The following is a 13555-nucleotide window of genomic DNA, read 5'->3' on the forward strand; positions in this document are numbered from 1 at the left end:
CCTTATTACTCTGTAACCTCTAGCATATAATCTACTGTTCTTATCATACCTCTGATTTCAGGGGTATCTTCTTTTTCTACAACCTGTCCGATTTTTCTAAGTCCTAGAGCTCTTACTGTTCTCTTGTGGGACTCAATTTTACCGATAGGGCTTTTTACTAATTTTATTTTAAGCATTTTATCCCCCTTATCCTAGTATTTCATCTACAGATTTATTTCTTAGTCTTGCAACTTTTTCTACTGTCATTAAGCTTGTTAATGCGTTCATTGTTGCGTTTACTATATTTCTACGGTTGTTTGATCCGATGTTTTTAGTTCTGATATCAGATACTCCAACTAGTTCTAGTACTGCACGCACTGCTTCTCCCGCGATAACTCCTGTACCTGGTTTAGCTGGCTTTAAGAATACTTTTCCTGCTCCTGCAACTCCAGTGATTTCGTGTGGGATTGTTGTTCCTACTAGATCTACTTTTACAAGGTGTTTTCTTGCGTCTTGGATTCCTTTTCTGATTGCTTCAGGTACTTCTAGTGCTTTTCCTGTTCCTACTCCAACGTATCCGTTTCTGTCTCCAACTACCACTAGTGCTGTGAATCTGAAGTTTCTACCACCTTTAACTACTTTTGCTACTCTGTTTATTGCTACAACTCTTTCTTCTAGTTGAAGCTCATCAGGATTAATTAGTTTGTGTTCCAATCTTTTGCCTCCTTACTAGAACTTAAGTCCGTTTTCTCTTGCAGCTTCTGCAAGGGATTTTACGCGTCCATGATATAGGTATCCAGATCTATCGAATACTACTTCTTCTATTCCTTTTTCTACTGCTCTTTTTGCAATAGCTGCTCCAACTGCTGCTGCTGCATCTTTGTTGTGAGTGTGATCTAGGCCTAGATCTTTATCTAGAGTTGATGCACTTGCTAGTGTAACTCCCTTAGTGTCGTCGATAATTTGTGCGTAAATATGGGCATTTGATCTAAATACACATAGTCTTGGGCAAGATGAGGTGCCAGAGATCTTGTTTCTTATTCTCTTATGTCTTTTTACTCTTGTAGACTTTTTATCGATTTTATTTATCAAAGCGTCCTCCTATTACTTACCAGTTTTTCCGACTTTACGTCTTATGATTTCATCTGAGTACTTAATTCCTTTTCCTTTGTAAGGTTCTGGTCTTCTGTATCCTCTGATGTGTGCTGCGTATTGTCCAACTTGTTGCTTATCTGAACCTGAAATTATAATTTTGTTTGGTGCTGGAACTTCTACTTCTATTCCCTTTGGATCTTCTAGTTCTAGTGGATGTGAGAATCCTAGTGTTAGAGCTAGTTTCTTTCCTTGTTTAGCTGCTCTGTATCCTGTACCTACTATTTCAAGTTCTTTTGTATATCCTTCTGTTACTCCCACTACCATGTTGTAGATTAGAGTTCTTGTTAGTCCGTGTAGTGCACGGATTTTCTTTTCATCATTTGGTCTTGTTACTTCAAGTACTCCGTCTTCTAGTGAGATTGTTAAATTTTCATTGAATGTTTCTTTAAGTTCACCTTTTGGTCCCTTAACTGTAACTGTATGTCCGTCAATGGTTACTGTTACGTTTGATGGGATCTCTATAGGTTTTTTTCCAATTCTTGACATTTATAGCCTCCTATTACCAAACGTAGCAAATAACTTCGCCACCAACGTTAAGTTCTCTCGCTGTTTTGTCTGTTATTATTCCTTTTGATGTTGAGATTATTGCAATTCCTAGTCCTCCTAGTACTTTTGGAAGTTCTGCTGAATTTGCATATACTCTTAGTCCTGGTTTAGAGATTCTCTTTAGTCCTGAGATTACTCTGTCTCCGTCTTGTGTATATTTAAGTTCTACTTTTATCATTCCTTGCTTGTTGTCTTCGATGAAGTCAAAGGATTTGATGTATCCTTCGTCAAGTAGAATCTGTGCTATTTCTTTTTTGATGTTTGACGCAGGTACGTCAACTGTTTTATGTTTTGCATTATTGCTGTTTCTAATTCTAGTAAGCATATCTGCAATAGGATCTGTCATCATATAGTTTTCCTCCTTCGCTAAACTTACCAACTAGCTTTTTTCACGCCTGGGATTTGTCCCTTGTAAGCAAGTTCTCTAAAACATATTCTACAAATACCATACTTTTTAAGAACTGAGTGTGGTCTTCCACAAATTTTACATCTTGTGTATGCACGTGTAGAAAATTTCGGTTTTCTCTTTTGTTTAGCAATCATTGATTTCTTTGCCATTTTCTACCTCCCTTATCTGGCAAAAGGCATTCCCATTTTTTCAAGGAAAGCTTTGGCTTCTTCGTCAGTATTTGCTGTAGTTACTATTACAATGTCCATTCCTCTTATTGCATCTACTTTATCGTATTCAATTTCTGGGAATATTAATTGTTCTTTTAATCCTAAAGCGTAATTTCCTCTACCGTCAAATGCAGTAGGTTTTACTCCTCTAAAGTCTCTTACTCTAGGTAGAGCAACGTTCATTAGCTTATCTAGGAAGTCATACATTTTTTCGCCTCTTAGGGTTACTTTTGTACCTATAGCGTGTCCTTCACGAAGTTTGAAGTTTGCGATAGATTTTTTAGCTTTTGTTATTATTGGCTTTTGTCCTGTGATGATTGTTAAATCATTTACTGCTGATTCTAAAGCTTTTGGATTGTCTTTTGCTTCTCCAAGTCCAATGTTTACTATTACTTTTTCAAGTTTTGGTACTTGCATTACATTTTTGTATCCAAATTTATCCATAAGATAGCTTATTACTTCTTCTTGATATTTTTCCTTTAGTCTGGAAGTCATCCTCTACCTCCTTATTTAATGGTATTTCCGTCGGATTTTTTAAATCTAACTTTTTTACCGTCTTCTATTCTATATCCAAGTTTTGTTCCTTTTCCTGTCTTTGAATCAAAGTACATTACGTTAGATACGTGAATTGGTGCTTCCATTTCCACGATTCCGCCTGGATGTTGAGGTCCTTTTGGTTTTTGATGTTTCTTAACCATGTTTACCTTTTCAACTACTACTTTATCTTCTTTTGGAAAAGTCCTTAAAACTTTACCGGTACTTCCTTTGTATTTACCGGCTATTACTTTAACTGTGTCACCTTTTTTTATTCTCATAGTTTCCTCCTAATTAAAGTACTTCCGGTGCAAGAGAGATTATCTTCATAAAGTCTTTGTATCTTAATTCTCTCGTTACTGGTCCAAAGATACGAGTTCCTACTGGAGACTTGTCATCTTTGATTATTACTGCTGCATTGTCATCGAATTTTATATAGCTTCCATCAGGACGGCTAATTCCTTTAGATGTTCTTACGATAACTGCTTTTACAACACTGCCTTTTTTAACAACGCCACCAGGTGTTGCATTTTTAACTGAACAAACTACGATATCTCCAATATTGGCGATCTTTCTGTTTGTTCCTCCTAGTACTTTGATTACTAAAAGTTCTTTAGCACCGCTGTTGTCTGCAACACGCATTCTGCTTTCTTGTTGAATCATTAAAGAAATCCTCCTTCCTTATTTTGCTCTTTCTAGAATTTCCACTAGTCTCCATCTTTTGTCTTTTGATAGTGGTCTAGTTTCCATTAGTTTTACTTTATCGCCTATTTGGCACTCATTGTTTTCGTCATGAGCTTTAAACTTACTAGTCTTTTTAAATCTCTTTTTATAGATGGGATGTGCAACAAATGTTTCTATAGCAACAGTTATAGTTTTGTCCATTTTGTCACTTACAACTGTTCCGATTATTGTCTTTCTATGGTTTCTTTCCATGGATTATGCCTCCCTTCCTAAGTTTAGTTCTCTTTCTCTTAAGATAGTCTTGCATCTTGCAATGTCTGTCTTAACTAGCTTTATACTTGATGGATTATCAAGTTGACCTGTAGCGAGTCTAAATCTTAGATTAAATAGTTCGTTTTTTAATTCTTCTACTTTATTTACAAGTTGTTCACTTGAAAGGCTTCGAATCTCTTTAGTCTTCAATTGATTCACCATCCTTATCTTTCATAACAAATTTAGTTTTGATTGGTAGTTTCATTGCTGCAAGCCTCATTGCTTCTCTTGCAATTTCTTCTGATACTCCACTCATTTCAAACAATACTCTTCCTGGTTTAACTACTGATACCCAGTAAGATGGTGCACCTTTACCAGAACCCATTCTTGTTTCAGCTGGTTTTTCTGTTACTGGTTTATCTGGGAAGATTTTGATCCAAATATTACCACCACGGCGGATATATCTTGTCATCGCACGTCTTGCTGCTTCTATTTGGTTTGCTGTTATCCATGCTGGATCTAAAGCTTGAAGGCCGTATTCACCATAGGTAAGTGTGTTACCTTTTTGTGCTTTACCCTTCATTCTGCCTCTGTGTACTCTACGGTATTTAACTCTTTTAGGCATTAACATATTGTGTTCCTCCCTTCTTACTAAGCTTCCTTGTTAGTGTTGTCTTTTCTACGGTTTTGGAAATTTCCTTTTCCTCTTCTATTTCTACCGTCACGATCGTTTCTTCTTTTTTTTCTATTATCTCTTTCGCGAGGTTGTCCGTTTCTTGCTTGAGGAAGAACTTCTCCCTTGTATAGCCAAACTTTTACTCCTAGTTTTCCGTAGGTTGTATCTGCTTCTGCAAATCCGTAGTCGATGTCTGCTCTTAGTGTTTGTAGAGGAATGGTTCCTTCTGAATATCCTTCAGTTCTTGCCATGTCTGCTCCGCCAAGTCTTCCAGATACTGCTGTTTTAATTCCTTTTGCTCCAGCTCTCATGGTTCTTTGGATTGCTTGTTTCATAGCACGTCTGAATGAAATTCTTCTTTCTAGTGCTTCTGCTATTGATTCAGCTACTAGCACTGCATCCATGTCTAGATTCTTGATTTCTTCAACATTTACTACTACGCTTTTACCAGTTAATTTTTCTAGTTCTGCTCTTAGTTCTTCTACTCCAACTCCTCCACGGCCTATTACCATTCCTGGTTTACCGGTAGAGATTGAAACTTTTACTCTATTTGCAGCTCTTTCGATTTCTACTTTTGCGATTCCTGCTGCATATAGTTTAGTCTTTATATACTCACGAATTTTGTTGTCTTCGATTAGAAGATCGCTAAAATCTTTTTTGTTAGCATACCATTTTGAATCCCAGTCTTTTATAATGCCAACGCGAAGACCGTGTGGGTTAACTTTTTGGCCCATTTTTACCTCCTTACTCTCTTTCTGCTACGACTACGCCGATATGACTTGATCTCTTTAAGATTGGATAAGCCATACCTTTTGCTTTAGGACGGAATCTCTTCATAGTTGGTCCGTCATTTGCGTAAGCTTCTTTAACATAAAGATCGTCAGCATCTAAATTCAAATTATTTTCTGCATTGGCTACTGCTGAATTTAATACTTTTAAAAGCTCTTTTGCTCCACGTTTTGGTGTAAACATAAGTATAGCTTTTGCTTCTTCAACGCTTTTGCCACGAATTTCATCACATATATAGTGAACTTTTAGAGGTGAAATTCTTATATATTTTGCAATTGCTCTTGCTTCCATTTAAAAACCTCCTTATTTTCCACCAATGGTCTTTTCGGTTTTTCCAGCATGACCCTTGTAAGTTCTAGTAGGTACAAATTCACCTAATTTGTGTCCTACCATATCTTCTGTTATATATATTGGAACATGTTTTCTTCCGTCGTGAACTGCTATAGTGTGTGTTACCATTTCTGGGAAAATTGTTGAACGACGTGACCATGTTTTAATTACTTGTTTTTCATTCTTTTCGTTAAGTGCATCTACTTTCTTTAGAAGATGCTCATCAGCGAAAGGTCCTTTTTTAAGTGATCTACTCATTTTTCCCCTCCTACTTAGTTCTTCTTCTTATAATAAATTGGTTAGATTTCTTGTTTTTCTTTCTAGTCTTAAGTCCTAGAGTCTTCTTACCCCATGGAGACATTGGAGATGGACGACCAATTGGAGCACGTCCTTCACCACCACCGTGAGGGTGATCTACTGGGTTCATCGCTGAACCTCTTACGTGAGGTCTTCTTCCAAGATATCTGCTCTTACCTGCTTTACCTAAAGTTATAAGTTCGTGAGAGATGTTACTTACTTGACCAATTGTTGCTTTACAATTGATAGGTACCATTCTCATTTCTGTAGAAGGTAATCTTAGAGTTGCGTACTTTCCTTCTTTTGCCATAAGTTGAACTTCAGCACCTGCAGATCTTGCAAGTTGTCCACCCTTACCAGGTAGTAATTCAACGTTATGAACAGTTGTACCAACTGGGATGTTCTTAAGTTCTAGAGCGTTACCAACTTTGATGTCAGCGTGTTCTCCAGATTCAACAACATCTCCAACCTTTAATCCGTTAGGTGCTAAGATGTATCTCTTTTCACCGTCTGCATATGCAACAAGTGCAATGTATGCAGTTCTGTATGGATCGTATTCTATAGATTGTACTTTAGCTGGTATATTATCTTTATTTCTTTTGAAATCGATGATTCTGTATTTTCTCTTAACTCCGCCGCCTCTGTGTCTAGAAGTGATTCTTCCGTGAGCGTTTCTTCCGGCAGTAGTATTAAGATTTACAGTAAGTGACTTTTCAGGAATGCTCCTTGTAACTTCTTCAAATGTAGCTACTGTCATTTGACGTCTAGAAGGAGTTGTGGGTTTATATCCTCTAATTGCCATTACTTAATCCCCCTTTATTAGTTCAAACCTTCAAAGAATTCAATCGGTTTAGATGAATCTTTAAGGGTTATAATTGCTTTCTTCCAAGAAGCTCTGTATCCACTAGTAGCTCCTTGTCTCTTTAATTTACCTCTAACATGCATAGTATTTACTCTTTCAATTTCTACTCCGAAGATGCTTTCTAGAGCACTTTTAATTTCAGGCTTAGTAGCAGTCTTTTTAACTTTGAAAGTGTACTTATTATGTTCCATGTCAGCCATTGATTTTTCAGTTATTATTGGTTCTATAATAATATCAAACTTACTCATTATTTAAACACCTCACTAACTGTTCCTAGAGCAGCCTTAGAAATAACAAGATTTTCATGTTTTAAAAGATCATAAACATTTATAAGTCTTGCTTCAGAAGCTTTAACTCCAGCGATATTTCTAGCTGATAGATTAACATTTCTGTCATGTTCTGCAGTAACAACGTAAGCACTCTTCTTAACGCCAACAGCATTTAAGAAATTCTTGAAGTCCTTAGTCTTAATGTTATCCATCTTAATGTCGTCAATTACGATAATTTCGTTTAAGTTTACTTTAGAAGTAAGCACAGACTTAAGAGCAAGTCTTCTAACTTTCTTAGGAGTAGTGTATGAGTAATCACGAGGTTTTTTCGCAAATACGATACCACCTTTTCTCCATTGTGGTGAACGGATACTACCTTGACGAGCACGTCCTGTACCCTTTTGTCTCCAAGGTTTTCTACCTCCACCTCTTACTTCTGCACGAGTTTTGCAAGCGTGAGTACCTTGTCTCTTGTTTGCAAGTTGGTTTTTAACAACTAGGTAAACTGCGTGTCTATTAATTCTATTTTCAGTATCGAAGTTTCCTTCTTCAACTAACTTTTCGATTTCTTCTTCAGTTAGCTCTTCTTTTAAACCAAAGATGTTTTCATCTAGTTCAATTTCTGAAACCTCAGCTCCAGTCATATCGAATACTTTAACTTTTGTCATGAAAACCCTCCTTACTTACCTTGTTTAACTGTTTCTTTAACAGTGACTTTTCCACGTTTAGGTCCTGGAATAGATCCTTTAACGAAGATTAAGTTTCTTTCTTCGTCAACTCTTACAACTAGTAGGTTTTGAACAGTAACTCTTTCGTTACCAGTCTTTCCAGCCATTCTGTGGTTCTTCCAAACTTTTCCAGGATAAGTTGCAGCTCCCATACCACCAGGCATTCTGTGGAACTTAGAACCGTGAGTTTCACGACCACGTCCGAAACCGTGACGAGTTACAACCCCTTGGGTTCCCTTACCTTTAGAAGTTCCTACAACATCTACGAAATCTCCTTCAGAAAAGACAGTAACATTTAATTCTTTTCCGATTTCATAGCTATCTAAATCATCAGTTTTAAATTCGTTAAGATATTTCTTAGGCTCAACATTAGCCTTTTCGAAATGTCCTTTAGTTGGTTTGTTTACCCTGTTTAGCTTAACATCGCCAGAAGCAACTTGAACTGCATTATAACCATCAGTTTCAACGCTCTTCTTTTGAACAACGACATTAGGCATAGCTTGAATAACTGTTACAGGAGTAACTGTACCATTTTCGTCAAAAAGTTGAGTCATGCCGACTTTTTTACCAATTAGAAATTTCAAATTTCTACACCTCCTAAATTTTACAGCGGATTACATCGTAATCTTATAAAGAACAATTATTAAAGCTTAATTTCTATATCAACGCCTGCAGGAAGATTTAACTTCATAAGAGCGTCAACGGTCTTTTGGTTTGGACCAAGAATATCGATAAGTCTTTTATGAGTTCTTTGCTCAAATTGTTCTCTAGAATCTTTGTACTTATGAACAGCTCTAAGAATAGTTACAACTTCCTTTTCAGTAGGAAGAGGAATAGGTCCTGAAACCTTAGCTCCAGTAGCCTTAGCAGCTTCTACAATTCTCTTAGCTGAATTATCAAGTAATTCGTGATCATAAGCTTTAAGCCTGATTCTAATCTTTTGTTTGTTTGACATTTTTACCTCCTCTTTGCGAAGGGGGTTATGGATAAACGCATCCTGGTGTATCCAGTGCGTAGGAAAATAACCCAGCCCGATTCTTCGGACTTCTCCGTCATAATTACCCCAAGGTCCTTTTCCCGAAAATCTTAGGCAACCTATGACATCATCGCAATTTTTTCATTAAACAAATACTTAAATATTATACAATAAAACGGCTAAAATTTCAAGTAATTAATGATTTTTAAATCAAAATAATTAGAAATTTTCCCGCATAAAAAAGCCTAGGAACACCTAAGCTTTAGATATAATACCATATGATTTGCAAAAAGTAAAATGATTAAGATGAAATTTTTGTGAAAAATGTAAATTTAATAAAATTTAGCAAATTTGTTTCAAAAAATATTTTGCTTCTATAATAGATTAGATTTTTCTAATCACTCAGACTTAATTTTCAATATATCTTAATAATAAATTTTTTTGTAAAATTTGGTTACTCATAATATCTTCAAGAAATAATTTTTAAACTCTCTTAATGATGTAAATAATTATGGATAAAAAAAGACCAAATAAGATTCCTCTTACCGGTCTTTTATATTTTCGCTTATCGTTTCAAATTGTTAGGAGTTTTATAAGCTTTTATTATTCTAGTACTGCTCCTCTGTTTGCTGATGATACCATTCTTGCGTATCTTACTAGGTATCCTTCTTTTACTTTTGGTTCTGGCTTAACTAGATTGTCTAATCTCTTCTGGATTTCTTCATCACTTAGTTCTATATTTACTGTTCTGTTTGGTATATCGATGTCTATGATGTCTCCATCTTCAATTATTGCGAATGGTCCACCTTCCATTGCTTCTGGTGATACGTGTCCTATTGCTGCTCCTCTAGTTGCTCCTGAGAATCTTCCATCTGTTATAAGTGCTACGTCATTGGCTAGGTGCATTCCTACGATTGCAGATGTTGGTGTTAGCATTTCTCTCATTCCTGGTCCGCCTTTAGGTCCTTCGTACTTGATTACTACTACATCTCCCTTTTTAACTTTTCCAGAGAAAATTCCTTCTGTCGCTGATTCCATGCTGTTAAATACTACTGCTGCTCCTTTGTGTTTCATCATTTCTGGTCTTACTGCTGCTGATTTAACTACACATCCGCCAGGTGCTATATTTCCTTTTAGCACTGCGATTCCACCTTCGTCGTTAAACGGTGTTTCTATTGGTCTTATTACTTCTGGGTCTCTCGTTGCTTTTCCTTCTATGTTTTCTTTTATTGTCTTACCATTGATGTTTTTAAGTGTATTGTTAAGAAGTCCTTTCTTGTCAAGTTCGTGCATTACAGCTGGGATTCCGCCAGCCATGTGAAGGTCAAACATGAATTTGTCTCCAGATGGACTGATGTGGCATAGGTTTGGTGTCTTCTTAGATATTTCATCAAATTTTTCTAGTGATAATTCTAGTCCGCATTCGTGTGCAATTGCTGGTAAGTGTAGAGTTGTGTTGGTTGAACCTGCTATCGCCATGTCAACTACTATCGCATTTTTAAATGCTTCTTCTGTTACTATATCTCTTGGTCTGATATCTTCTTTTACTAGGTCTACTGATCTTTCTCCTGCCATCTTAGCTAGAGCGATACGATCTCCATAGTATGAAGGGATAGTTCCGTTGTATGGAAGTGCTAGTCCTAGTACTTCTGATAGACAGTTCATACTGTTTGCTGTAAACATTCCTGCACATGATCCGCATGATGGGCACGCTGCGTGTGCGTATGCTTCCATTTCTTCTTCGTTCTTTTCTCCAAGTTTATATGCGGCTATTTGTTCTATACAAGTTGAATAGTCAGCTGTTTTATCTTTATAGTATCCTGTTGCCATTGGTCCACCACTTACAACTATTGATGGTATGTTTAGTCTAAGTGCTGCCATGATCATTCCTGGTACTATTTTGTCACAGTTAGGAATTAAAACTAATCCATCTAGTCCATGTCCTTTAGCCATTGCTTCAATACTGTCCGCTATTAGTTCTCTTGATGCCAGTGGGTAGTGCATTCCTTCGTGGCTCATTGTTATTCCGTCACACATAGCTATTGCTGGGAACTCTACCGGAATTCCACCGCCTGCTGCTACTCCAAGTTTTGCAGCATCTGCAATGCTTCTTAAGTGGAAATGTCCTGGAACGATTTCGTTAAATGAGTTTACAACTCCTATTAGTGGTTTTCTTCCGATATCTTTTTCTAATTTTCCTGTTGCATATAGTAGTGATCTTGCTTCGATTCTTTCTGGTCCTTGATAAACCTTTTGACTGTTCATTTGTTTTTTCATATTAACCCCCTAAATTTTTAAACCTTTTATCTTCTAACTAAAAATTTAAACCTATTAATCCATATACAATAGTAGCTACTATTGTCATGACTAAACCTACACAAAATTCGAATGGTAATAGTCTAAGTTTTTCTTTTATATCCATTCTTATACTACCTGCACTTGTGTGGAAGAAACTTCCGTGTGGTAGTCCGTCTAGAGTATTACTTCCTGAATGTATCATAACCGCTGCTTGCAGTGGTTTTACACCAAAGGATAGTATTGTTTCTCCAAATACTTGAGATCCAACTGTACTTCCTGCTGTTGCAGATGCGGTTGCAGCCCCCATAACTAAACCAGTAATCGGCGCTAATAAAAATCCTGATAGGCCTAACACTTCAACTATGTGTATTAACGACTCTTTTAATCCTGAGTTTGCAATTATTCCTGATAATGCTCCAGTTCCTAAAAGAAGTAGAATAACACCTGACATCATAGTTAATCCCTTTGAAGAAAATTCAACGAATTTCTTAGAATCTCCAGTAAGAATACAAGTGATTAGTCCCCCTATAGGTAGAGCTATTAAAGGATCTATTTCAATTCCTGCAATTGGTCTAAGTGCCAATAGTAGAATAGCTACTACTGGACCTGTTATTGCCGCAAATAGACTAGGTCTTCCTAATTCTACTGCTCCTTCTTCTTCTACAATAACAACTTCACTTCCAATCCCTAGTTTATGTACCAATTTTGTAAGAAGTATTGTAGCTATAAAACCGAATACTGCCGGAATTATTCCTCCTAGCATTACTGTTGTAAGAGGAACTTGGAAATAATCCGATAGAGCTATTGCTTGTGGATTTGGAGACATTACATTACCAGCGTGCGTTCCTCCGCACATAGCCATCATGATAACTGACTTAGAGCAATTTGTTTTTTGTGCTATTAGCATCGCAATCGGCGCAACAGTTAAACAAGCTACGTCTGCGAATACTCCAATTGCTGTCAAAATAAATATAGATGCGATTATTGCTATTAGAGAATTTGCTTCTCCTAGTTTCTCGACAATGTTTTCCGCTATGACATCTGCTGATCCGGAATTTATCAAAGCTCCTGCCAAGACTCCCGCTGCCATAATTCTAAGTAGAGTTGGTGACATTCCTCCAGCTCCACCAAACATGAGCGTAACTACTTCTTTAGCGTTTACTCCTCCAACAATTCCTCCAATTAATGCACCTAGTATCATACCGTATGCTGGCGGAGCTCCCATAACAATTACTATAATAGCTATTGCTAATGCAATAAGAGCACCTGTTGTTGAAACACTTACCAAAACTATTCTCCCCCTTCTTAAAAGAATTTAAATCATTTTGCAAACGATTTAATTATATTTTGCCATTTAAGCTTTCATTTTGCAACATCAATTATTTAAAATAAAAAAACCGTTTCATTTTGAAACGGCTAAATATTATATTTCTTCATTTTTCTCCATAATGTAGATCTACTAATCCCCAATATCTCACTTACTCTACTCTGATTATAGTTTTCTTTTTGTAATTGATAGAGAATTGCTTCTTTCTCCATCTGATCTAGACTAATATCTCTACAAGGCTTGGTATCTTCATTTTTAATTTTGTATAGATGTTCTAGATAGATCTCCTTTGTTATCAAAAGCTCATCTTCTTCCAAAATGCATCGTCTTAAAACCATCAATAGGTCGTCTAAATCTTCTTCTAATAAACTTTCATCATTTTCAAACATGTCATCTTGGATTTTTAAAGCTGCTGTTCCATGTTTTTCCCTATAGTTAGTTATATAGTTGTTAAATATATTTATTAAATCATCTTTTCTCTTTATGGTGCCAGGTATCATAATAGTTTTGCTAGGATCAACACTTTCTAATAGAATAGAATTCTTATCTAAAACTATTATAAGTATTCCGTCATAATTTTTATTTTTCTTAGAAATTCCTTCTATTGCTTCATAGCTTTTAATGTTTTTTAAGATTATATTTTTTGTGTCATTTTTTATTGATTCAAAGTAGTTTTCAATTTCTATTTTGTCTCCATCTATTAGAATGGTTTCTGATTTATTCAGGCTTAGTATATAATTTAGCACCTCATTAAGAGTGTATTCATTGTCTTTTTCTATAAATATAGCTTCATTTTTTTCAACCAACTTCTGCAATTTCAGGTATAAATTCTTCATAGCCTTAGACTTTTCAACCGGAATAAAATTATTGCCAATTTCAAATTCGTACACTCCTATAGGAAGGTTATCCTCTTCTTCAATTTTTTTAAATTCAAATAGATAGTATTTGTCATTCGAAATATTGATTGAAGTTACTCTTATATTAATGTCATCAATTTTAGTTTTAATTTCACTTTTGTGATTTCTTATTTCTTCAAATTCATATATTAGGTTTATACATTTTTCATAGGAAACTGGTATTTTTTCAAAATTTTCTAGTTTTGAAAAGATTATTTTATTGTTTAAAATTACGCAATAATTGTTTATAGTATTTGTTAAAAACCTAGATCTGATCACATCCATTTCATTGATCTTCTTGGTTTGTTTCAAAATCATAATCGCATATCCCAAGAAATT

General features: G+C 35.8%; 23 protein-coding genes. All 23 read right to left on the minus strand.

Annotated features, from left to right (window positions below; genetic code table 11):
* Window positions 1-5: 5 nt before the first annotated feature.
* Window positions 6-176, minus strand: coding sequence for a 50S ribosomal protein L30 (gene rpmD, locus HMPREF1252_RS04315; protein ID WP_008900994.1), 171 nt, complete (start codon window positions 174-176; stop codon window positions 6-8).
* 10 nt (window positions 177-186) lie between these two features.
* Window positions 187-693, minus strand: coding sequence for a 30S ribosomal protein S5 (gene rpsE / locus HMPREF1252_RS04320; protein ID WP_008900995.1), 507 nt, complete (start codon window positions 691-693; stop codon window positions 187-189).
* 15 nt (window positions 694-708) lie between these two features.
* On the minus strand, window positions 709-1071 hold the full coding sequence (gene rplR, locus HMPREF1252_RS04325) for a 50S ribosomal protein L18 (RefSeq protein ID WP_008900996.1): 363 nt from the start codon (window positions 1069-1071) through the stop codon (window positions 709-711).
* Window positions 1072-1083: 12 nt separating this feature from the next.
* Entirely contained in the window at window positions 1084-1620 is a 537-nt protein-coding gene (gene rplF, locus HMPREF1252_RS04330) for a 50S ribosomal protein L6 (protein WP_008900997.1), read from the minus strand.
* Between the two features lie 13 nt (window positions 1621-1633).
* Window positions 1634-2029, minus strand: a complete 396-nt coding sequence (gene rpsH / locus HMPREF1252_RS04335; protein WP_023059527.1) for a 30S ribosomal protein S8 — start codon at window positions 2027-2029, stop codon at window positions 1634-1636.
* Between the two features lie 23 nt (window positions 2030-2052).
* Window positions 2053-2238 carry a type Z 30S ribosomal protein S14 gene (locus tag HMPREF1252_RS04340; protein WP_008900999.1) on the minus strand — a complete coding sequence of 62 codons (186 nt, stop codon included), beginning with the start codon at window positions 2236-2238 and terminating at the stop codon, window positions 2053-2055.
* Window positions 2239-2250: 12 nt separating this feature from the next.
* A complete protein-coding gene (rplE, locus tag HMPREF1252_RS04345; protein ID WP_008901000.1) occupies window positions 2251-2793 on the minus strand; it encodes a 50S ribosomal protein L5 in 543 nt (180 codons plus the stop codon).
* Between the two features lie 11 nt (window positions 2794-2804).
* Window positions 2805-3113 carry a 50S ribosomal protein L24 gene (gene rplX, locus HMPREF1252_RS04350; RefSeq protein WP_008901001.1) on the minus strand — a complete coding sequence of 103 codons (309 nt, stop codon included), beginning with the start codon at window positions 3111-3113 and terminating at the stop codon, window positions 2805-2807.
* A gap of 13 nt (window positions 3114-3126) precedes the next feature.
* The gene (gene rplN, locus HMPREF1252_RS04355) at window positions 3127-3495 is read right to left on the minus strand and encodes a 50S ribosomal protein L14 (protein WP_008901002.1); all 369 of its coding nucleotides are present in this window, start codon (window positions 3493-3495) and stop codon (window positions 3127-3129) included.
* An 18-nt stretch (window positions 3496-3513) separates the two neighbouring features.
* Window positions 3514-3768: a 30S ribosomal protein S17 gene (rpsQ, locus tag HMPREF1252_RS04360; protein ID WP_023059526.1), complete on the minus strand. Its 255-nt coding sequence runs from the start codon at window positions 3766-3768 to the stop codon at window positions 3514-3516.
* Window positions 3769-3771: 3 nt separating this feature from the next.
* Complete coding sequence (gene rpmC / locus HMPREF1252_RS04365; RefSeq protein ID WP_023059538.1) at window positions 3772-3978, minus strand: 50S ribosomal protein L29; 207 nt, start codon at window positions 3976-3978, stop codon at window positions 3772-3774.
* Window positions 3968-4399, minus strand: a complete 432-nt coding sequence (gene rplP, locus HMPREF1252_RS04370; protein ID WP_008901005.1) for a 50S ribosomal protein L16 — start codon at window positions 4397-4399, stop codon at window positions 3968-3970. The genes rpmC and rplP overlap by 11 nt, the downstream gene beginning before the upstream one ends.
* 20 nt (window positions 4400-4419) lie before the next feature.
* Window positions 4420-5178, minus strand: a complete 759-nt coding sequence (gene rpsC, locus HMPREF1252_RS04375) for a 30S ribosomal protein S3 (RefSeq protein WP_008901006.1) — start codon at window positions 5176-5178, stop codon at window positions 4420-4422.
* Between the two features lie 10 nt (window positions 5179-5188).
* Window positions 5189-5524, minus strand: coding sequence for a 50S ribosomal protein L22 (gene rplV, locus HMPREF1252_RS04380; RefSeq protein WP_008901007.1), 336 nt, complete (start codon window positions 5522-5524; stop codon window positions 5189-5191).
* Window positions 5525-5536: 12 nt separating this feature from the next.
* A complete protein-coding gene (rpsS, locus tag HMPREF1252_RS04385) occupies window positions 5537-5821 on the minus strand; it encodes a 30S ribosomal protein S19 (RefSeq protein ID WP_008901008.1) in 285 nt (94 codons plus the stop codon).
* Window positions 5822-5831: 10 nt separating this feature from the next.
* Window positions 5832-6662 (minus strand): 50S ribosomal protein L2, encoded by an 831-nt coding sequence (rplB, locus tag HMPREF1252_RS04390; protein ID WP_023059554.1) that lies wholly within the window; start codon window positions 6660-6662, stop codon window positions 5832-5834.
* A gap of 17 nt (window positions 6663-6679) precedes the next feature.
* On the minus strand, window positions 6680-6970 hold the full coding sequence (rplW, locus tag HMPREF1252_RS04395; protein WP_008901010.1) for a 50S ribosomal protein L23: 291 nt from the start codon (window positions 6968-6970) through the stop codon (window positions 6680-6682).
* Window positions 6970-7659, minus strand: a complete 690-nt coding sequence (rplD, locus tag HMPREF1252_RS04400; RefSeq protein ID WP_008901011.1) for a 50S ribosomal protein L4 — start codon at window positions 7657-7659, stop codon at window positions 6970-6972. Before rplD ends, rplW begins: the two co-directional genes overlap by 1 nt.
* Before the next feature lie 11 nt (window positions 7660-7670).
* Entirely contained in the window at window positions 7671-8303 is a 633-nt protein-coding gene (rplC, locus tag HMPREF1252_RS04405; protein WP_023059545.1) for a 50S ribosomal protein L3, read from the minus strand.
* 59 nt (window positions 8304-8362) lie between these two features.
* Window positions 8363-8674 (minus strand): 30S ribosomal protein S10, encoded by a 312-nt coding sequence (gene rpsJ, locus HMPREF1252_RS04410; RefSeq protein ID WP_008901013.1) that lies wholly within the window; start codon window positions 8672-8674, stop codon window positions 8363-8365.
* A gap of 624 nt (window positions 8675-9298) precedes the next feature.
* A complete protein-coding gene (gene ilvD, locus HMPREF1252_RS04415; RefSeq protein WP_023059548.1) occupies window positions 9299-10972 on the minus strand; it encodes a dihydroxy-acid dehydratase in 1674 nt (557 codons plus the stop codon).
* Between the two features lie 37 nt (window positions 10973-11009).
* The gene (locus tag HMPREF1252_RS04420; RefSeq protein ID WP_023059518.1) at window positions 11010-12281 is read right to left on the minus strand and encodes a GntP family permease; all 1272 of its coding nucleotides are present in this window, start codon (window positions 12279-12281) and stop codon (window positions 11010-11012) included.
* Window positions 12282-12409: 128 nt separating this feature from the next.
* Window positions 12410-13534: a helix-turn-helix domain-containing protein gene (locus tag HMPREF1252_RS04425; RefSeq protein WP_369756262.1), complete on the minus strand. Its 1125-nt coding sequence runs from the start codon at window positions 13532-13534 to the stop codon at window positions 12410-12412.
* Window positions 13535-13555: the final 21 nt, after the last annotated feature.

It is taken from the genome of Peptoniphilus sp. BV3AC2, from assembly GCF_000478945.1.
Classification (GTDB): domain Bacteria; phylum Bacillota; class Clostridia; order Tissierellales; family Peptoniphilaceae; genus Peptoniphilus_B; species Peptoniphilus_B duerdenii.